At 38.9% G+C, this 20,329-nt stretch carries 21 protein-coding genes; 6 read left to right on the top strand and 15 right to left on the bottom strand.

The features are described from left to right. Positions 1–111 precede the first annotated feature (111 nt). Complete coding sequence (locus ACZBKJ_RS05440) at positions 112–2,274, bottom strand: malate synthase G (protein WP_463199920.1); 2,163 nt, start codon at positions 2,272–2,274, stop codon at positions 112–114. 108 nt (positions 2,275–2,382) lie between these two features. Then, a complete protein-coding gene (locus tag ACZBKJ_RS05435; protein ID WP_463199962.1) occupies positions 2,383–3,984 on the bottom strand; it encodes an isocitrate lyase in 1,602 nt (533 codons plus the stop codon). A gap of 258 nt (positions 3,985–4,242) precedes the next feature. On the opposite strand from ACZBKJ_RS05435, the gene ACZBKJ_RS05430 reads away from it, so the two are divergent. Continuing rightward, a complete protein-coding gene (locus ACZBKJ_RS05430; protein WP_463199919.1) occupies positions 4,243–4,758 on the top strand; it encodes a chorismate--pyruvate lyase family protein in 516 nt (171 codons plus the stop codon). An 85-nt stretch (positions 4,759–4,843) separates the two neighbouring features. On the opposite strand, the gene glmU is transcribed toward ACZBKJ_RS05430, so the two are convergent. The 5 genes from glmU to ribH all read right to left on the bottom strand — a co-directional run bounded on the left by glmU (position 4,844) and on the right by ribH (position 8,983). Next, the gene (gene glmU / locus ACZBKJ_RS05425) at positions 4,844–6,208 is read right to left on the bottom strand and encodes a bifunctional UDP-N-acetylglucosamine diphosphorylase/glucosamine-1-phosphate N-acetyltransferase GlmU (RefSeq protein WP_463199918.1); all 1,365 of its coding nucleotides are present in this window, start codon (positions 6,206–6,208) and stop codon (positions 4,844–4,846) included. An 82-nt stretch (positions 6,209–6,290) separates the two neighbouring features. Then, the gene (locus ACZBKJ_RS05420) at positions 6,291–6,836 is read right to left on the bottom strand and encodes a phosphatidylglycerophosphatase A family protein (RefSeq protein ID WP_463199916.1); all 546 of its coding nucleotides are present in this window, start codon (positions 6,834–6,836) and stop codon (positions 6,291–6,293) included. A gap of 58 nt (positions 6,837–6,894) precedes the next feature. Then, positions 6,895–7,824 (bottom strand): thiamine-phosphate kinase, encoded by a 930-nt coding sequence (gene thiL / locus ACZBKJ_RS05415; protein WP_463199915.1) that lies wholly within the window; start codon positions 7,822–7,824, stop codon positions 6,895–6,897. 64 nt (positions 7,825–7,888) lie between these two features. Beyond that, the gene (gene nusB, locus ACZBKJ_RS05410; RefSeq protein ID WP_463199914.1) at positions 7,889–8,479 is read right to left on the bottom strand and encodes a transcription antitermination factor NusB; all 591 of its coding nucleotides are present in this window, start codon (positions 8,477–8,479) and stop codon (positions 7,889–7,891) included. A gap of 9 nt (positions 8,480–8,488) precedes the next feature. Next, positions 8,489–8,983, bottom strand: coding sequence for a 6,7-dimethyl-8-ribityllumazine synthase (gene ribH / locus ACZBKJ_RS05405; RefSeq protein ID WP_463199913.1), 495 nt, complete (start codon positions 8,981–8,983; stop codon positions 8,489–8,491). Between the two features lie 129 nt (positions 8,984–9,112). Between ribH and ACZBKJ_RS05400 the strand changes: the two genes are divergently transcribed. Together ACZBKJ_RS05400 and ACZBKJ_RS05395 are read left to right on the top strand one after the other, a co-directional pair. Continuing rightward, complete coding sequence (locus ACZBKJ_RS05400) at positions 9,113–9,736, top strand: DedA family protein (RefSeq protein ID WP_463199960.1); 624 nt, start codon at positions 9,113–9,115, stop codon at positions 9,734–9,736. A 105-nt stretch (positions 9,737–9,841) separates the two neighbouring features. After that, positions 9,842–11,212 carry an AAA family ATPase gene (locus ACZBKJ_RS05395; RefSeq protein ID WP_463199912.1) on the top strand — a complete coding sequence of 457 codons (1,371 nt, stop codon included), beginning with the start codon at positions 9,842–9,844 and terminating at the stop codon, positions 11,210–11,212. Here ACZBKJ_RS05395 and ACZBKJ_RS05390 read toward each other — a convergent pair. Next, entirely contained in the window at positions 11,207–11,341 is a 135-nt protein-coding gene (locus tag ACZBKJ_RS05390) for a hypothetical protein (protein ID WP_463199911.1), read from the bottom strand. The genes ACZBKJ_RS05395 and ACZBKJ_RS05390 overlap by 6 nt on opposite strands. Before the next feature lie 24 nt (positions 11,342–11,365). On the opposite strand from ACZBKJ_RS05390, the gene ACZBKJ_RS05385 reads away from it, so the two are divergent. Further along, on the top strand, positions 11,366–12,871 hold the full coding sequence (locus ACZBKJ_RS05385; protein WP_463199910.1) for a VWA domain-containing protein: 1,506 nt from the start codon (positions 11,366–11,368) through the stop codon (positions 12,869–12,871). A gap of 30 nt (positions 12,872–12,901) precedes the next feature. Here ACZBKJ_RS05385 and ACZBKJ_RS05380 read toward each other — a convergent pair whose 3' ends face one another. Next, entirely contained in the window at positions 12,902–13,837 is a 936-nt protein-coding gene (locus ACZBKJ_RS05380; protein ID WP_463199909.1) for a DUF2628 domain-containing protein, read from the bottom strand. A 125-nt stretch (positions 13,838–13,962) separates the two neighbouring features. On the opposite strand from ACZBKJ_RS05380, the gene trmB reads away from it, so the two are divergent. Continuing rightward, positions 13,963–14,718: a tRNA (guanosine(46)-N7)-methyltransferase TrmB gene (gene trmB / locus ACZBKJ_RS05375; RefSeq protein ID WP_463199959.1), complete on the top strand. Its 756-nt coding sequence runs from the start codon at positions 13,963–13,965 to the stop codon at positions 14,716–14,718. 468 nt (positions 14,719–15,186) lie between these two features. On the opposite strand, the gene groL is transcribed toward trmB, so the two are convergent. Further along, positions 15,187–16,830 carry a chaperonin GroEL gene (gene groL, locus ACZBKJ_RS05370; protein WP_463199908.1) on the bottom strand — a complete coding sequence of 548 codons (1,644 nt, stop codon included), beginning with the start codon at positions 16,828–16,830 and terminating at the stop codon, positions 15,187–15,189. Positions 16,831–16,848: 18 nt separating this feature from the next. Further along, positions 16,849–17,136 carry a co-chaperone GroES gene (locus tag ACZBKJ_RS05365; RefSeq protein ID WP_463199907.1) on the bottom strand — a complete coding sequence of 96 codons (288 nt, stop codon included), beginning with the start codon at positions 17,134–17,136 and terminating at the stop codon, positions 16,849–16,851. Between the two features lie 220 nt (positions 17,137–17,356). On the opposite strand from ACZBKJ_RS05365, the gene ACZBKJ_RS05360 reads away from it, so the two are divergent. Next, entirely contained in the window at positions 17,357–18,046 is a 690-nt protein-coding gene (locus tag ACZBKJ_RS05360; protein WP_463199906.1) for a DUF3108 domain-containing protein, read from the top strand. Between the two features lie 101 nt (positions 18,047–18,147). Here ACZBKJ_RS05360 and ACZBKJ_RS05355 read toward each other — a convergent pair whose 3' ends face one another. From ACZBKJ_RS05355 to lpxK, 4 genes are read right to left on the bottom strand one after another with little or no spacing between them, the layout of a single operon-like run. Beyond that, positions 18,148–18,534, bottom strand: coding sequence for a hypothetical protein (locus ACZBKJ_RS05355; RefSeq protein WP_463199905.1), 387 nt, complete (start codon positions 18,532–18,534; stop codon positions 18,148–18,150). A gap of 20 nt (positions 18,535–18,554) precedes the next feature. Beyond that, positions 18,555–18,977, bottom strand: a complete 423-nt coding sequence (locus ACZBKJ_RS05350) for a hypothetical protein (protein ID WP_463199904.1) — start codon at positions 18,975–18,977, stop codon at positions 18,555–18,557. After that, positions 18,967–19,233, bottom strand: coding sequence for an FAD assembly factor SdhE (locus tag ACZBKJ_RS05345; protein WP_463199903.1), 267 nt, complete (start codon positions 19,231–19,233; stop codon positions 18,967–18,969). Before ACZBKJ_RS05345 ends, ACZBKJ_RS05350 begins: the two co-directional genes overlap by 11 nt. A gap of 55 nt (positions 19,234–19,288) precedes the next feature. Continuing rightward, positions 19,289–20,314 (bottom strand): tetraacyldisaccharide 4'-kinase, encoded by a 1,026-nt coding sequence (lpxK, locus tag ACZBKJ_RS05340; protein WP_463199902.1) that lies wholly within the window; start codon positions 20,312–20,314, stop codon positions 19,289–19,291. Between the last annotated feature and the right edge of the window lie 15 nt (positions 20,315–20,329).

The following is a 20,329-nucleotide window of genomic DNA, read 5'->3' as shown; positions in this document are numbered from 1 at the left end:
TAAAGACAGTTTATTTTTCATCAAAACTTTATTATTCATTAAAACAAACTTCAACCTAAAAAACCCCAAAATCTTATTTTGGGGTTTTGGTGTTATTGCAATTAAAGTACATCAATCGCCTTGATAACCTTTTAATTTTAAACGTGCTTTATGTAGCAGCGGCTCAGTATAACCAGATGGCTGAGTTTGACCTTTAAAAATCAAATCGGCTGCCGCATGAAAGGCAATGTTGTTTTCAAAATCATCTGCCATTGGACGGTAATTTGGGTCAGATGCATTTTGCTCATCCACCACTTTTGCCATGCGTTTTAACACTTCCCAAACTTGGTCTTTAGTAACAATACCATGACACAACCAGTTAGCGATGTGCTGACTTGAGATGCGTAACGTAGCACGGTCTTCCATCAAACCAACGTTATTAATATCAGGCACTTTTGAACAACCAACACCCAAATCCACCCAACGCACCACATATCCTAAAATGCCCTGACAGTTATTCTCAAGCTCACGAATTTTTTCTTCTTCACTCCAGCCTGTATCATTTGCCAAAGGAATGGTTAGCAGTTTATCCAAATCAGGAGGGGCAATTTGACGCAGTTCATCTTGACGACGAGCAACATTACACTGATGGTAATGAATCGCATGAATCACCGCTCCTGAAGGTGAAGGTACCCAAGCACAACTGGCACCTGCTTGAGGATGTTCAATTTTTGTGCTATACATTTGCGCCAACTCATCAGGTTTTGGCCACATACCCTTACCAATTTGAGCCTTACCACGTAGTCCTGCTTGCAAGCCAATAGCAACATTTCGCTCTTCATACGCATCAAACCACGTTTGAGCTTTAATATCGCCTTTTTTAACAAAGGCGCCTGCAAGCATTGCGGTATGAATTTCATCGCCTGTTCTGTCCATAAAACCAGTATTAATAAAGATAGTACGGTCTTTGGCTTTTTCAATGCAATTTTTCAAATTGGCAGAAGTTCGTCGCTCTTCATCCATAATGCCAATTTTAAGAGATTTTTCAGGCAATCCCAATGCCTTTTCAGCGCGCTCAAAAAGCTCTACTGCAAACGCCACTTCTTCAGAACCATGCATTTTTGGCTTAACGATATACATTGAGCCTGTGCGAGAATTACGCAAAGCGTTCTCACCGCGAATATCAATGGCGGTCAGCATTGGCGTAATCAAAGCGTCCATAATCCCTTCATAAATCTCTTTACCATCAACCAAAATGGCAGGATTAGTCATCAAATGCCCAACATTGCGCAAAAGCATCACCGAGCGCCCGTGCAAGGTTTGTAAATTACCATTTAAATCAGTGTAAGTGCGGTCAGCATTTAAAGTGCGATTGATGGTTTTGCCATTTTTTTCTAACGTTTCTGACAAATCACCCTTCATCAAGCCCAGCCAATTGCGATAGCCTTCAACTTTTTCTTCAGCATCAACCGCTGCTACTGAATCTTCTAAATCCTGAATGGTGGTTACTGCCGCCTCTAAAATAACATCTTTTACGCCCGCTTTATCGCTTTGTCCGATGACACTGGTTTTGTCAATAACAATAATCGCATGCAGTCCATTGTTTTTTAAAATAATTTCTGTTGGGTTTTCTTTATCGCCATTAAAACCTACAAGCTGTTCAGCGTTTTTAAGTGTGGTGATTTTATCATCAATTTTAGCCAATAATTGACCATTATCAATCTGATAAACCGTTACATCAGCGTGTGAACCGTCTTGCAAAGCAAAGGTTTCATCAAGAAAATTTTTAGCAAAAGCAATGACTTTTTCACCACGTTTTGGATTGTAACCCTTAGTTTTTTCCGCTCCGTCTGTCTCAGGGATAACATCAAAACCATACAAAGCATCATAGAGCGAACCCCAACGAGCATTGGCGGCATTTAAACAATAACGAGCATTACGCACTGGCACAACTAACTGCGCTCCTGCAATGGTGGCAATTTCATCATCAACATTATCCGTGGTAATGGTAAAATCAGCAACCTCAGGTTCAAGATAGCCAATTTCAGTTAAAAACTGCTTATAAGCACCCAATTCATAAGCGTTATTTTTATGCCAATCGTCAATTTTGGCTTGTAATTCATCACGACGAGCAAGTAATGCTGAATTTTTTGGAGTTAAATCCAATACGACTTGCTCAAAGTTTTTCCAATAAGTTTCACTGTCAATTTTTGCTACCGGCAATGCTTCATTTTCAATAAAATCGTATAAAATTTTATCAATTGCTAAACTGCCTTTTTGGACACGTTGAGTCATTATTTCTTCCTTATATTTTGCATCAATTTAATCTGGATACAAAAACGGTGTTTTATTGGAAACCCAAGAAAACACCGCTTTTTATTAATTTGTAAACGATTTACAAAATTAGTTACCGAATTGGTTCATGGTGTTTTTGCTAGCATCGCCTGCTTTTAGGGCATTTTCACCAGAGAAGATTTCTTTGTGGTCATCACCAATGTCAGAACCCGCCATCGCTTGGTGTTTTACGCAAGCAATACCGCCACGGATTTCTTTACGTTGAACACCAGCCACATAAGCCAACATACCTTCTTCGCCAAAGTAACCTTTTGCCAATTCATGGGTAGAAAGCGCGGCAGTATGGTAAGTTGGCAACGTGATTAAATGATGGAATACGCCCGCTTCACGCGCAGCATCGGCTTGGAAGGTACGGATTTTTTCATCTGCATCGCGAGCCAATTCACTATCATCGTATTTTGCATCCATCAAGTTTTCACGTTCATAAGCAGACACATCACGACCTTCAGCTACCCAACGGTCATAAGCTTGTTTACGGAAGTTGATGGTCCAGTTAAATGATGGTGAGTTATTGTACACAAGTTTGGCATCAGGTACTTGTTTTTTGATGTCGTTCACAAAACTTGCAATGCCTGCTACGTCTGGAGTTGGGGTTTCAATCCAAATCATATCAGCGCCATTTTGTAGTGAAGTTACGCAGTCTAATACTACACGGTCGTGTTGTGTGCCTTCACGGAACTGATAAAGACCCGATGGCAAACGAGTTGGGCGATGAAGTTTGCCATCACGTTTGATTAGAATTTCATCTTCTTTGGCTTCAGAAATATCAATTTCGGTAGTTTCTAAGTAACTGATGTATTTAGAAGCCAAATCACCAGGTTCGCGGCTTACAGGGATTTTTTGGGTCAAATCCGCACCTTCAGAGTCAGTACGAGCAACAATAACACCTTCATCCACGCCCAATTCAAGAAATGCGTAACGAACAGCATTAATTTTAGCTAGGAAATCTTCGTGTGGTACGGTTACTTTACCAGCTTGGTGTCCGCATTGTTTGGCATCGGATACCTGATTTTCAATTTGAATGGCACACGCACCGGCTTCTATCATTTTTTTAGTTAAAAGGTAAGTGGCTTCTTCGTTACCAAAACCTGCATCAATGTCTGCAATGATTGGCACAACGTGCGTTTCAAAGTTGTTAATTTTATCTTCAAGTTCTTTTACTTTGGCATTATCGCCAGCAGCTTCTGCTTTTTGTAAGGCACGGAATAAGTCGTTTAATTCTTTAGCATCAGCTTGACGAAGGAAAGTATAGATTTCTTCAATCAATTTTGGTACGGCGGTTTTTTCGTGCATGGATTGGTCAGGAAGCGGTCCAAATTCAGAACGCAAAGCAGCAACCATCCAGCCAGATAGATAGATATAACGTTTATTGGTTGTGCCAAAATATTTTTTGTTGGCAATCATTTTTTGTTGAGCAATAAAACCATGCCAGCAACCTAAAGATTGGGTATATTTACTGTGGTCAGCATCATACTCCGCCATATCACGGCGCATAATGGCAGCGGTATATTTAGCAATGTCAAGACCCGTCTTAAAGCGGTTTTGCACAATCATACGAGCCGCATCTTCGGGGCGAATGGCATTCCATGTTCCACCTAATTTGTTTTTTACGTTACGAACGTGCTCTAAAGCTGATTGATAAGTCATGATAAAATCCTTATAATTGTCATGGGCGAAATTGCCAAAACTTATAACACCAACCACACCAAAAATGGTTTTGCCTACTTTTGGGTAATTCGTAGCACTAGAATACCCAAAGCTAATATATTTATCCAGTATTATAAAAAAATAATGATCATTTTTTAAAAAAATAGTTAATAAAATTCTACAGTTGAGCAATTTTTTATAGAAAATATCATCTATTTTTAATCTGTGATAAAATTTCTTATCTTGTTAATTTTTATCATCATGTTAAAATCAGAAATTGCACCAAAATTATTGCCTTTTTTAACCACCACTAAATCACTGACTAAAAAACTAGAAAATCTTAGTAAAAAACCCTTAACAGTCAAAGTATTATCTCAAAAATCTCGCTTGCTTACCTTGACTGAAAAAAAAATGTGTCAATTACCACTGCATCGCCCAATTTTGGTATGGGAAAGAAAGGTGCTGCTATTTGGGGACAATCCACCCAGTCAAATGCTTGAGCATCAAAATTCCAATCAAAATGCATGGATAGAAGCAACCAGCCTATTTCCTTACAACAGTCTACTAGGCAAAAACAAACGTCTAAAACACCTAAAAAACACCCCTATTGGTTATATTTTATTTAAAAAAAATAAAGAATTGCCATTTAAACGCCAATTTATAATTTTACCCCATCACATTAGCCGACAAACTGTCTATCAGCTTAACCATAAGCCCATTATAATTGAAGAGATTTTTTTGCCAGCATTTTTGGATTTTTTATTGCAAAATCATTGAAAAACTGCTTAAAATAAAAAATGGCTTAATTAAATTAAGCCATTATTTTTAAGTTGATTTAGTTTTGGTTTATTGAGTTTAATGGTTATTTTTGCGGTTTTTCAGGTCGCACCCAACCTTCAATCACAACTTGACGACCGCGCGCAACCACAAGTTTATCAGCTTCGCAATCTTTAGTAATCACGCTTCCTGCTCCAACCGTTACTTTATCACCAATATGAACCGGGGCAACCAAAACTGCATTTGAGCCAATGCGTACATGATTACCGATAATGGTTTTAAATTTATTAACACCATCATAATTTGCGGTAATTGTACCCGCTCCGATATTGGTCTTTTCACCAATTGTGCTATCACCTAAATATGCTAAATGATTAGCTTTTGCTCCCTGCGCCATCTGAGTATTTTTCAGTTCCACAAAATTACCAATGTGTACATCATCAGCCGTAACGGCATTTGGGCGAAGACGCGCAAACGGTCCGATTTGATTATTTTTACCAACCGTAGCATTTTCAAACACGCTATAAGGTGAAATTACGGTATTATCAGCAATGGTTGTGTTCTTAATTACTGAGCCTGCACCAATTTTTACGTTATTGCCAATAGTGCAGTCGCCTTCAATAATAACGTTAATGTCAATAGTAACATCGTGCCCAAAAGTTGCTGTTCCTCGCAAATCAAAACGATTTGGGTCAATAATATGTACACCTTGTTTCATCAATTCATCTGCTTGATGAAGTTGCCATTGTCTTTCCAAACGAGCCAATTGCATACGGTCGTTTACACCGTCCACCTCAAATGCCCAGCTAGGTTCAACCGACACAATGTCCATGTCATCTGCCACCGCCATTGCAATGATATCTGTTAAATAATATTCACCCTGAGCATTGTTATTATGAAGTTTGGGTAGCCATTCATGCAATTTAGTGTTGTTTACACAATAAATGCCTGTATTAATTTCTTGAATTTGTTTTTGAGCGTCATTGGCATCTTTGTGTTCTACAACAGCAATAATTTTTCCATTTTCGCGTACAACTCGCCCATATCCTGCTGGATTATCCAGCGTTAATGTTACTATACCAAAGCCAGTATCCGCGGATTTACCAGCAAGTTCTTGCAATGTCTGAAGCTGAACCAAAGGAACATCACCTGATAAAATAAGCGACATGCCATCTTTAGGTAAAATTGGCAATGTGCTTTTAACCGCATCACCCGTGCCAAGCTGCTGAGTTTGCTCTGCCCAAATCATATTTTCCGATGCAAACGCATTTTTAACCAAATCGCCTCCATGTCCAAAAATAGTAATGATATTTTTAGGATGAAGCTGTTTGGCAGTTTTTAATACATGAGCAAGCAGCGGCTGACCTGCCAAAGGCTGTAGCACTTTTGGTAGACTTGACTTCATGCGTGTGCCTTTGCCAGCGGCTAAAATGATAATCGATAATGACATAAATTTATCCTAATTTCACAATTTTAGCCATTGTAACATAAGAGCATTCCCCAAACTCTCCTTTTACAAAAATCCTATAATTTTAAAACCAAAGTCGCCAGCAAATCCACACTACCGCTGACATAATGCCAGCTAAAATATCATCGAGCATGATTCCAAAACCACCTGATACTTTTTTATCCACCCAATTAATTGGAAAGGGTTTAAGAATATCAAAGATACGAAATAATAAAAACACCAATAAAATAGATATCCATGCTAAAGGCATCGCTTTTTGACCAAGATACACCACAGGCAGCAGGGCAATCCACACCCCCACCCATTCATCAAACACAATGTGTGGGTCATCATGAACAGCCATCAGTTCAGACGTTTTGCCACAGATATAGCTACCAACCATACAACCAAGCAAGGTTATCATTAAAAACCCTACAAACCCCAAATGCATGATTGGTAGCGCCACAAGCAAACCACCAACTGTTCCCCAAGTTCCTGGTGCCTTTTTAGGAAGTCCCGAACCCAAACCAATAGCAAACCAATAAATACATTTTTCAAATGTAGTGGCAGTTTTTGGGCAAGGTGGACAACGATTGGGTTTTTTAATATCGGGTTTACTAGACAAGGTCATAACAAAATAATAAACAACATTCAAATAAAATTAAATTTAAAAAAATTCCACCAAAAGGCTAAAAATGCTGATAGCCTTTTACGCAAAAATTGACTGGTTTTTGATGATTTAAAAACACGAGTTTTTTATCAGCGATAATTTTGCCAATGGCAAAAATACGGTTTGGGTATTTTTGACTAAACAAAGTAAAATTTTCTGGCGATAACGTAAAACACAGTTCATAATCATCACCGCCATTGAGCTGATATTGCCATCTTTTATCATCTGATAAAAGTGATAACTCATCAGCACAAGGGATTTTATCCAAAAACAACATCGCGCCAACTTCTGAAGCTGTTAAAATATGTCCCAAATCCTGACCCAATCCATCGGATATATCAATCATGCTATTGACCCATGGCGCAAGTTTTTGAGCCAACTCAACTTGTGGATTAGGCAAATCCAGTGCAGACTGCAAAGTAGTGGCTTGCTGATGAAATAAGCAGTCCAAAGCGTAACTTGCTGAACCAATGTTGCCACTTACACACACTATATCACCAATCTGAGCGCCATCACGAGTAATTGCCGTGCCTGCTTTGACAAATCCTAAAGCCGTAACGCTGATGGTAAGTTTATCGGATTTGGTTGTATCGCCACCAATCAGTTCTACGCCAAATTTAGCGCAAATATCCGTGATACCTTGCGAAAATTCTGCCAGCCATACAGCATCGCAATCTGGTAAGCTAATTCCCGATAAAATCGCATATGGCACAGCGCCCATGGCTGCCAAATCTGATAAATTTACTGCAATGGATTTATAACCAATAGCATAAGCTTGGGTGCCTTCTGGAAAATGCCGACCCATTACCAGCGTATCCACACAACTGACCAATTGACAATCTTCAGGGATATTGGAAACAGCACAATCATCACCAATGCCCAAAACTGTATTTTTATGAGACGATGTCGCCGATTTAAAATACTGATAAATCAATGAAAATTCAGACATATCAAGCATCCAAAGAAGGAGAAAGGAATATTAAAAAAGGTACTTATGTACCTTTTTAAAGTGTTTAAGATGAAATATTTTGTGATGGGCTCGTTTGTTTTTTGTCTTTATCCGCCTGCACTTCTAGCGCTCGCACCTGCTTGGCGTATTTATCCAAAATGGCATTAATCAATTTGTGTGCGTCTGTCGCTCCAAAATGCGCATTTAATTGCATGGCTTCATCAATCACCACTTTATAAGGAATGTGCAAGCTGTTTTTAAGTTCATACGCCCCAATCAATAAAATTGCTCGCTCGACCAAGTCCAAACGGTTAAAATTACGGTCTAAAAACGATGAAATATCTACAATCAGTTGTCCCGCCTGCTCAGGAATATTTCTCATCAATTCATGATAATAACCCAAATGCACTGTATGCATGGCGTTGGTGGCACGAGTGCGTGCAACAATAGTATGCGGTTCATTACCGCCTAGCAAATCGCGATTTTCAGTAGCAAAACGATAATCAGTCATCAACCATTCATAAATACCCTGCAACGCAAAGCGGCGAGCTTTTCGAACGGCAGTATAGGTGGTTTTATAGCCCGATTCATGATTAAAGGCTTGCTTGCTGTCTTGGCTTTGGGTGTTTTTATGTTCTGTATCTTGAGTAATCATAATCGCCCTTTAAATCGCCTTTAATGTACTAACCATTTCAATCGCGGTCATCGCTGCATCATAACCCTTATTGCCTGCTTTTGTGCCAGCTCGCTCAATGGTCTGCTCTATGTTTTCAGTGGTTAAAATACCATTAATCACAGGAATATCATGATGCAAAGCAACATGGCTCAACCCTTTAGCGCTTTCGCTTGCCACAATATCAAAATGCGGTGTGCTGCCACGAATAATCGCCCCAAGCACCACGATTGCATCAAATTTGCCACTTTGCGCCATACGTTTGGCAGTCAAAGGCAGTTCAAACGCCCCCGGCACGCGTACGACTGTGATATTTTGCCCTAAAACACCATGGCGAAGCAACGCATCTAATGCCCCTTGAACCAAACTTTCAACCAAAAATCCATTAAAACGACCCACAGCAATGCCAATTTTTAGGGCTTGATTGTCGTATAATACCCCTTCAATATGAGTAACGGCGTTTTTTTGTTCGGTAAAAGTTGTCATGATGCCTGCTCGCTAATAAATTAAACTAAAATCAAAAATAAATAGTTGTCCATTATAACAAATTGCACTTTGCCAAAAAAGCAATTTTTCGGTATGATAGCCATTTTGATTATTTGAGACCGTTTTATGATGGATAAAATCAGCGAGTGGGTGCTGATAATCATGGAGCAGTTTGGGCTTTTGGGCGTAACTGTCATGATGTTTTTGGAAAATGTTTTTCCACCCATTCCCAGTGAACTGATTATGCCTGCGGCAGGTTTTGCAGCAGCAATGGGTAAGATGAACTTGGTTTTGGTGATTATTGCAGGAACGCTTGGTTCGGTACTTGGAGCACTGCCACTGTATTATTTAGGAACGGTTTTTGACGAAAAACGCCTATTTAGCCTTGCTGAAAAATATGGCAAATATGTACTGGTCAAACCATCAGACGTTACCAATGCCCAAGATTGGTTTCATAAATACGGCAAAACTGTGATTTTCTTTGGGCGTATGATTCCTGCTATCCGTTCACTGATTTCCATTCCTGCGGGTATGGCTCGTATGCCCATGTTACCGTTTTTGGTGCTGACAGCGATTGGTTCGGCAATCTGGACAACAATTTTGGCGTACGCAGGTTATATTTTGGGAGCAAACTACGAACAAGTAGAAGCTTTTATTGAACCTATCAGCAAAATTGTTGTGATTGTTGTTTTGTGTATTGGTGCGGTCATTGCGTTTATGCGTATTAAAAGCGTATTTTTTGATAAAAAATAACCCAACCAATCCAACCAAAATACCCAAAGGCAAATTTATTTTGCCTTTTTATTTGTCTGGTTTGATTATATAATCGGCTATATTATTTTAATAAGGATTATTTTGATGAAAGCAAAATTACTAGAAATCCAAAACCATCTTAACGCCTCACTTATTGGGCGAGACAACATCATCAAATCAGCTTTACTTGCCTTGGTTGCTAAAGAAAACTCTTTGTTAATTGGACCGCCCGGCACCGCCAAATCCCTGCTGGCAAGACGCATCAGCCAAACCCTACAACCCTTATCAGAAAACGAACACATTTATTTTGAATATCTTTTAACCAAATTTTCCACCCCTGAAGAAATCTTTGGACCACTTTCCATCAGTGAACTCAAACAAGACCGATTTTTGCGTAACACTCAAGGCTATTTGCCCACAGCACAAGTTGCTTTTTTGGATGAAATTTTTAAAGCCAGTTCATCAATTCTAAACGCCCTATTAACCATTTTAAACGAACGAAAATACCATAATGGTACAACCAGCACCAATGTGCCACTGATTAGCTTAATTGGAGCATCCAACGAACTGCCCACAGGTCAAAGCGAGCTGTCAGCGCTGTATGACCGCTTTTTGATTCGCTGTTTTGTGGATTATGTGGAGGCAAATCAGCTTTATCAATTTTTTGACATCACCCCGCCGAGTTATCTTTTAAACCATCTAAGCAAGGATGATATTGACCAGATTCACCAAAAAGCTGCAAATGTTGTATTTCCCAAAGAAGTTCAAGAAGCTGTATGTAAAATTTGGGCAGACCATAACGAAGCCTTTAAAGAAAATAGCGATGAAACGCTTTCAGATAGACGTTTTGTCAAAGTGATTAATCTGATGAAAATCTCTGCTGCGACCAACGACCGAAACAGCGTGGACTTTTCAGATGTGTTTTTATTAAAAGATTGTTTGTGGAATCATCCTGATAACAAAACCAAAGTCATTGACATCATCAAAACTGTTTTGAAACAATTTGATAAACCAGTCGCCATCACCTCAAACGATATGACTGACTTTAATAATCAAGTTACCAGCTCCACCCCAACCAAAAGCCAACATAAAACTCATGGCTTGTCGGGCTCTGGAACTGAAGACGACCCAATACTGATTGAAAATCTTCAGCATTTAAAACGTCTGGAAAAACCCGAAATCGGTCAGCAAGGTTATTATTTTAAACAAACAGCGGATATTGATTGCGGTGTGATTGTTGCGGATTGGTGGGTTAGTAATGGTAAAATCATCGCGCCTGTTTTATTTACCCAAGATTATTTTGAGCACGATTTAGGGTGGGATTTTACCACTATTTGGCAGTGGAATGATGAGCGTAACGAACCTGAACTGCGCTCATACACCCAAACTACAGAACCACAAAGCAGCAGTCAAAACCTTTCTGTGAATACAGGCTCACTGCTTGCCCAGCAGCTTCAAGCCAATATCTGGTTATAGGATGGCTATGTTTGGCTTGATAACAAATTTTGCAGGCAGTTTGCTGGGCAAACTTGGGTCAGCATTTGGGCTGCCAAGCGTTGGATTAAAACCCATAAATACTTTATTGACAGTCAATTTAGAGACCACGTCATTCCCACCGAAGGCAGTGTGGTGTATTGCGATTTATGGGTGGGAGCGGAGCATTCAGGTATTTATGTTGGCGATGGGCAAATCAGCAATATTGTGGTAACAGATATTGCCGAAAGTTATGTGCGCCTAAGTGACCCAGATGATTTTACCAGCAAAAGCATCTTAGGACGCAAAATTTACGTATCGTGTGATAATTATGGTGCGGTTGGTGATTTTAATGTTTCTGATGGCGCCATCGGTCATGTTGGCGAAAAATCGTTTTATGGATTGGTATTTAAAAACTGCCACACTTTTTCCACCAAATGTGTAAATTACGCTCCTTATTCGCCGTCTTTGTTTCAAAAAGCGTATCATCGTTTTTTATCGTTATTTGATAGTGAATGGGAAACATCTATTCGCAAGTTAAAACACACCTCAAGAAAGCGATTGGGAGCAACCACATGGCGACTGTGGGACTGGGATAACAGTGCCAAAGATACGCCCGAACCTGATTGGCAGGCTCAAAATGACTTTTTTAAACAACAGGCTCTAACGCCTGATTTTATTAAAGCGTTGCGTATGGAGCTGGGTGACCTGCTTGACTATGAAGACGAAATAAAAGACGAAACCATTCCCGATGACATTCGCAAGAAATTGCAGACTTTTCGGAAAACGCTGGTAAACATTTCTGACAAATACGATGAAGTGGCAGAGTTTTTGACCCAATACCCCAATGCAGGTTTTTGTTATGAAGATTTAATACAGTGCCAAGATACTGATTTTGTAGCGCTTGCCAAAGAACTGCAAAACAACACCGCCATCAAAAATTTAGTCAATAAATTGGGAAGAAACTACATCAGCCAAGAACGTAAAAAACAGCAAAAAATCCCCAAAGCCAATAAAAGCGAAGTGTATGGCACTCACCAAAGCGATGATTTGATGCGACTTTTGCCTAATGAACTTGCGAATTTAGACGATGATACTTTAGAAACGCTGTTTTATGCTCGGCTTTTGGAAAAACGATTATTAACTTATGAATTAAGTGGCACAACATGGGAAAACCAGACCAAAAGTGAATTTTACAAACAAAAAACAGGTCCAGTGGTTGCGTGTTTGGATACCTCTGCCAGTATGTCGGGCAGCCCTTTACAAAAAGCCAAAGCCCTCCTGTTTGCAATTGCTCACATTCTAAAACAAGAAAAACGTTCATTGCACGTTATTTTATTTGGTGCTAGCGGGCAGACCAAAGAATACACGCTGCATAATGAAACCAACCTGTCAGGACTGCTTCGGTTTTTACAACATGGTTTTGGCGGTGGTACGGATTTTCAAACCCCACTACAAACAGCACTTAATATCATCAAAAACACATCCAACTACCAAAAGGCAGATATTTTGATGATTTCAGATGGAGATTGTCAGTTATCACATTCTTTTATTCAAACACTTAATACCCAAAAACAACAGTTAAATTGTATGGTATATTCAGTATTGTGTGATGGTAAACGCGTTGATGATAATTTTAGCGATGAAGTGATGGTTTTATAAGCCAACACTTCTATCAATTACAAGTATCCATTACAAGCATCTTTTGGGTGCTTGTTCTTTATTTAATGACGTTTGACAACGCCAGATGGATTCACCCTGCTTATTTTTTGTATGATAAATAACCAAATTTTGCCCATTTAGATAACGCACAGGGTATGGAGCTTTGGTAACGGTAGCAATAATTGCACAATCCGTCTGAAAATTAAATGCTTTATCAGTAACTTCAATGCTGATTTTTTGATTGCTTGATGTTGCTGGCATTCCCACTGGGCAGTTTTTTGATGTGTTATAAATCACTTCTACGCGTTTTTGTACTGCATCAGCATACTGATAGCTCTCAAGAATCAGTGCTTTTTCTTTTTGCATGGCGATAATTGGCACAAACTGCAAAGCAATGATAGATAATAGCGTTCCAAAAATTCCAAAAGCCCCCAAAAGCCCTAACAAACTTACGCCACCATGTTGCTGCAAATATTGCTTTTGAGTTGGTTCATCAGTATAAAAATCCACCGCATCAGCAATTTCACGGCGCGCCATACGATAATAATAGGCATCTGCCCAACGCGCTACCATTGCCGACCAAAATAGCCAAATTGACAAACCAATGCCAATGCGTACTGGCATTTGTAAATCAAGGGGTAATTTATCAATAAATAAAAACTGGCACATGACAAGAATAATAACGATATTAAGTTTGATAAATGACCAACCAGCAACGCAATACACCAAGCAATCCAAATAGCGTTTGCGGTACAAAAGCCAACCAAAAGTTCCAAAAAATGCTGCCCAATTCCAACGGGGGTACAGTTTACCTTTGGTATCAAATTCTTGAAATCTTTTTAAATAATAGGTTTGTGAACGACTACCAATAAACCATTTATCCAATTGTGTGCGTTTATTTTGGTTTAATTGGGGTAGATAAAACGGTGGCGGCGTGGTGTCTTCTAAAAAGGGTAAGCGAAACATGTGAAAATAGCTTATTTACGGTATAATGATAATGGATTATTTTACGCTTTTTTTTATTTATGACAAACACAAATCACACTTTTACGCCTTTAGCTCCTGTTGGTGGCGACCGTCAAACTCCAGATATGGATAAAAACAGTATCAAGCAGGCGATTGCTGCTTTGGAAAAAACCCCCATTGAATTTCGTAAAATTCGCACCTTTATGCGCAGGCGCACCCATATCAATCAAAACGCCCTATTGGCTCTAACTGATTCTAGTTTTGCACCCTTTATCATCAATCACGGCACGCCTGTTGGGCAACTTGGGCTTGTGGATGCAATTACAGATTTACGTTGTTATTTTGATAATCCAGATGCGCCGCTTAATCTTGAGATTGGTTTTGGCATGGGCGACAGTTTATTGCAAATGGCACAAAATCAGCCGAATAAAAATTTTGTTGGTATTGAGGTGCACGAACCGGGAATTGGTCGGGTGGCATTTACCGCAAAATCGCTTGGACTGACCAACCTAAAAGTGATTAACGGCGATGCGATTGCTTTATTAAAAAATTTACCCAACAATCATTTAGATGCTGTACTGCTTTATTTTCCTGACCCTTGGCAAAAAAAGCGGCATTATAAACGCCGTTTTGTTACCCAAGAACGTATGACATTGGTTGCTCGCACTCTAAAATCTAATGGTGTTTTTCACAGTGCTACTGATTGGGAGCATTACGCTTTATGGATGCTGGATGTGCTGGATAATATGCCCGAATTTCAAAATTTGGCAGGTGCTGGTAATTTTTCAGAACGCCCCGATTATCGCCCCCAAACCAGATTTGAAAAACGTGGTTTGGATTATGGACGAGCTTCTTGGGATTTACTTTATCAAAAACTGTAATTTATCAAGACATGGATAACTAACTTATTGCATAAATTTTTTTGTGAAACCTATTATTTTTTTAATGCAAAATCTATAAAAATTGCAAAAACTTTGCCAATAAAATAAATTTTTGGGGATTTTTATTAAAATTTAACTCTTTGTTATTTTTAAGATTTCTAAATTCATATGTTAAAAATCCCCACAATTTTCCCAACTTTTCCCCAAAATCTGTGGATAACCTTGTGGATAACTAAGATATTTTTATGATAAAAAGCAATAAAATTAAGCGATTCAGCTTTATTGATTAAATTTTAGTCAAATTTTTATAAAATTTTTTTGTTAAAATCAAATAGTTATAATGGTATTTTTGAATAATTTTTATCAATCTAATTTTTTAGCAATAATTGGGTAACAATGTTCCACAAAAAATATAAATAAAAATCCCTAAAGCCAAAACTTTAGGGATTGTTTAGAAGCAAAGGCAAATTACATCATACCGCCCATGCCACCCATACCGCCCATGCCACCCATTGCAGCAGCTGAATTATCCGCAGGAGCTGGTTTGTCAGTAATCATCACTTCTGTGGTTAGCATAAGACCTGCAACAGATGCTGCATGCTCTAGTGCAGAGCGAGTTACTTTGGCAGGGTCTAAAATACCCATCTCAATCATATCGCCATACACGCCAGTAGCAGCGTTATAACCATAGTTACCTTGACCGTTTTTCACTTCATTTACAATCACAGATGCTTCATCACCTGCATTGGTAACGATTTGGCGAAGCGGAGCTTCCATGGCACGACGAAGGATGTTAATCCCTGCGTTTTGGTCGTCGTTATCACCTTTTAAGTCTGCCAACGCAGATAATGCGCGTACCAAAGCCACGCCACCACCCGGAACAACGCCTTCTTCAACTGCGGCGCGAGTTGCATGTAGAGCGTCATCAACACGGTCTTTTTTCTCTTTCATTTCGGTTTCGGTCGCTGCGCCCACTTTAATCACAGCCACACCACCTGAAAGTTTGGCAACGCGTTCTTGTAGTTTTTCTTTATCGTAGTCGCTGGTAGCTTCTTCTGCTTGGCGACGGATGGATTCAACACGGGCATCAATATCTGCTTTGTTGCCAGCACCATCAACGATGACTGTATTTTCTTTACCAACGGTTACTTTTTTGGCGGTACCTAAATGCTCAAGTTCAGCACTTTCAAGGCTTAAGCCAACTTCTTCAGAGATAACCACGCCACTAGTTAAGATAGCGATGTCTTGCAACATGGCTTTACGTCTATCGCCAAATCCAGGTGCTTTTACGGCGCAAGTTTTTAATCCACCGCGTAAATTGTTTACCACAAGAGTTGCCAAAGCTTCATTTTCCACATCTTCAGCGATGATAAGCAAAGGACGGCTTGATTGCATTACCTTTTCAAGTAAAGGCACAATTTCACGGATATTGCTGATTTTTTTATCAACAAGCAAAATTAATGGATTGTCAAATTCACAAGTTAGGCTATCTTGTTTGTTGGCAAAGTATGGGCTAATATAACCACGGTCAAACTGCATGCCTTCAACAACTTCTAAAGCGTCTTCAAAGCCTGAACCTTCTTCGACAGTAATAACGCCTTTTTTACCCACTTTTTGCATGGCTTCACTGATAAGCTCACCAATTTTAACATCAGAGTTAGCAGAAATAGAACCAACTTGAGCAATTGCTTTGTCATCATTAGCAGGAGTAGATAAAGCATGGATTTGTTCAACCGCTGCACGGGTGGCTTTATCAATACCACGTTTTAAATCCATTGGATTCATACCAGCAGCAACTGATTTCATGCCCTCAATTAAAATGGCTTGAGCCAATACCGTTGCGGTGGTAGTGCCATCACCTGCCACATCATTTGTTTTTGAAGCCACTTCACGCACCAATTGCGCGCCCATATTTTCAAACTTATCTTCAAGTTCAATTTCTTTGGCAACTGATACGCCGTCTTTGGTAATGGTTGGAGCACCAAACGACTTATCAATGACCACATTGCGACCCTTTGGTCCCAAAGTTACCTTGACAGCGTTCGCTAAAACATTAACGCCTTCAATCATTTTTTCACGGGCTGATACGCCAAATTTTACATCTTTTGCCATTATAATTTCTCCAATTTATTAGTTTTCAAGTACGCCAAGCACATCGCTTTCTTTCATAATCAAAAGTTCTTCACCATCCACCTTAACGGTTTGACCTGCATATTGACCAAACAACACTTTATCACCAACTTTAACCTCTAAAGGACGAACGCCATTTTCGGTGATTTGACCATTGCCAACTGCTAGCACAGTACCTTGTTGGGGTTTTTCTTGAGCAGAGCCGGGAAGTAAGATACCACCTGCGGTTTTTTGTTCTTCTTCGGTGCGACGCACAACAATGCGATCATGTAAAGGACGAATATTCATAAAAACTCCATAAATCTAAACCTAAAATCAGGTTACTAGTTAAAATGGCGTTTGACGGCAAAATTTCAAGTAAAATTTCTAAATTCATTTAACAATTCTTGTCAAAAGATAGATATTTTGACAAAAGTTGAACAAAATTATAAGATTGCCATATCAAATAAGCAACAAACTTTATTTATGATGATGACCGTAAAGAAGGTTGGATAAAAAAGGTTATATTATGAAACTTGTTCCCAAAATTTCTGGATTGGGTGTTTTTTGTTTGTCTTTAGCTCTATCAATGCCAGCACTGGCGGCAGACTTGACTGGTTTTTCAGCAACTTACAACGTTAAAGCCAACGGTAAGTCAGGCACAGCAACACGAACATTAAGTAAAAATGGCAATAACTATACTTACAGTGTCAAAGCCAGCGCCGCAGGCATCGCTAGCGTCAATCAATCATCACACTTTTCATTATCTGGCGGAAAAATTTTGCCGTCCAATTCATCCATGTCAGTCAAAGTCTTAGGGGTTGGCAGCACTCATAACATTAGTTTTAACAATGGCGCTAAAACCGCAACCAGTACTTATAAAGGCAAAACCAGTACCTATAAAATGACCGGTCAAGCTTATGACGATTTGAGTTTAGAATCACAAATTCGTCAAGAATTGATTAATGGACGTTTTACAGGTAATTATTATTTGGTTAAAAAAAGCGGAATTGAAAATACTAAATTTAAAAAATCTGGTTCAAGTAAAATTACGGTTGCCGCTGGCACTTATGATGTGATTCGTATTGATAGAATTCATCATGATACCAATCGTGCGACCAGTTTTTGGGTTGCACCAAGTTTAAACTACCTACCCATCAAGGTCAGCCAAACCAGCGATGGCAAAACCATCTCTATGGAACTTAGTAAAGTAAATTAATCATTAATAAATCAAATCTAAAAGATGGATGTATTAAGAAATAAAACGGCTCATTCATAAATGGCCGTTTTATTTTTTTAATCTAAAGATTTCTATTGCAATCAATTAATACGATATTTAGTATCTAGCATTTTTTGGATTTCAATTTTGCGAGTTTTGCAATAGCCTGGTAAATCTTTTTCTAATTGAGCGGTAAACTTAGGAACAAACGTTTTTTCCAACTCTTCTTGAACCTCTTGATTTAACTCGTCCACTTTTTCCTTAGATAAAAAAGCGTCACATTGATACAATCTTAAATTCAACTTTTCATAACCATCATTTTGTAAAATTTCAGGATTTTCAATATCTTCTTCACAAGGAACGACATAGCTCATTAAACTATAAACATCCTTATAAACACTTTTACAAATTTGCTCATTAACAGGTTCAGCGTAGGCTGTGCCGGCTGAAGCCAATAATGCGGCTAATGCAATGCATAGTTTTTTCATAAAAACTCCAAAAGTTGTCGTCAATAACCACCAAATTTTGCCAATGTGGTTAATTTACGAAAATCAGCCACTGACAAATTTTGATTAAATAAAAAAATACTTTGGTGTGCAAACGAAGGTTCATCAAAATAAAAATCTAATTTGAGTACCACTAAAAACCCAAAATCCATCAGCTGCACACGATTTAAATACGCTTGAAACACCTCTATTTCATCACCAAAGACAATCCCAAGCTGCCATAGTTCCTTGGGGTTACTTGTACTAATACTGCAGATAGCAAGATTGTTTTTCCAAAACAAACATATCAAAGCTAATATTAGCACAAACAGATACTGCCACCAAGCCAAAGCCGCAAATAGTGATAAAACGAGCATTAGTAACACAAACAACAGCTGCATTACCCTAAAATGATAACTTGGGCGAACATCTGCGTCAAGATACATGATTTTGATGTTTTAGGCGTTTTATTTTGTCAATAAGTACCATCACCGCATCATCGTCAGCTTGTGCCTGTCCCAAAAAAAACAATAACAAATCTGGGTCTTCATAACCAAGCAATTTTTCAAAAGTTGCTTGCTCTTTGGCATCAGCAATTAAATAATGATTTTTTACGTAAGGGTCAATATAAAAATCAAGTTCTTTTAAGCCGCGTCTTGCCTGATAAATAGTGCGACGCTGGGCATCTGTGGGCTGTATCATAAATTGCCTTTAATTGGAAATTTAAATAAAAACTGCAAAGTAAATATACAGTAAACTAAATTGATGTGTGACCTATCTGAACAAGCAGCTGATTTATTGTATCATAAACTGCATCGGATAAAACAGCTTTTACGGGTAATATCCAGATATTATTGAAAATTTTATGCTTTGAAGTCTTGGCAAGTACCGCTATCTTTACTGCGTCTTTACTGGTAGTAATGATTGGAAAATCATCCAAATCAACGAAATCTTCTAAGCAAAAATCGTGATGGTCAGAAAATGGTTTTGGAATCACCTCAAAACCTAGTTCTGTTAATGTCTGAAAAAATCGTTCTGGATAACCAATGCCACTCACTGCATAAACTTTAGTCGATTTTGGTATGGATTGATTTTGAATGAATAAAAGCGGCATCAGTGCATCAGGCTCAAGATGCATCAAACGAGTATTTTTGGGATAATTTTGCACATTTTTATCATGATAAATGACAGTTGCCCCCACCAAACGACTGACTGGTTCTCTTAAAAATCCTTGCGGTAACAGTTTTTTATTGCCAAAACCACGGGCACCATCCACAACAATCCACTCAAATTGTCTTGCTAGTGCATAATGTTGCAGCCCATCATCACTTATAATAAAAGTGATATCGGGGTGATGTTTTAAAAGCAATTCGATGGCTTGTTGACGATTACTGCCAACGGCAATTGGCGCGCCTGTACTTTGAAAAATCAAATACGGTTCATCGCCTGCCTGTTGCGGTGTAGCATCTTCTGTAACAAAATATGGTGTATTTGAATCTTGTCGACCATAACCACGACTAATAACGCCCACTAAGATATTTTTACTTTGTAAATACTGAACCAAAGCAATGATCAAAGGCGTTTTTCCTGAACCGCCCACTGTGATATTACCGACCACTAGCACTGGGACAGGGGCTTGATAAACTGGCAAAACACCCTGTTGATAAAGCTGTTTTCTAGCAAGACTAATCAGTCCATACAATCCTGATAATGGTGCTAATAGCGACAAATAAGGTGAATTTTTCTGCCAAGCGCGAGTGAGTATCAGCTCAAAATTTATCATCACTTGCCATCACTT

The organism is Moraxella sp. I5G, from assembly GCF_055193055.1.
Note: the sequence above shows the minus strand (reverse complement) of the source record. Positions and strands in the feature narration are given on the sequence as shown.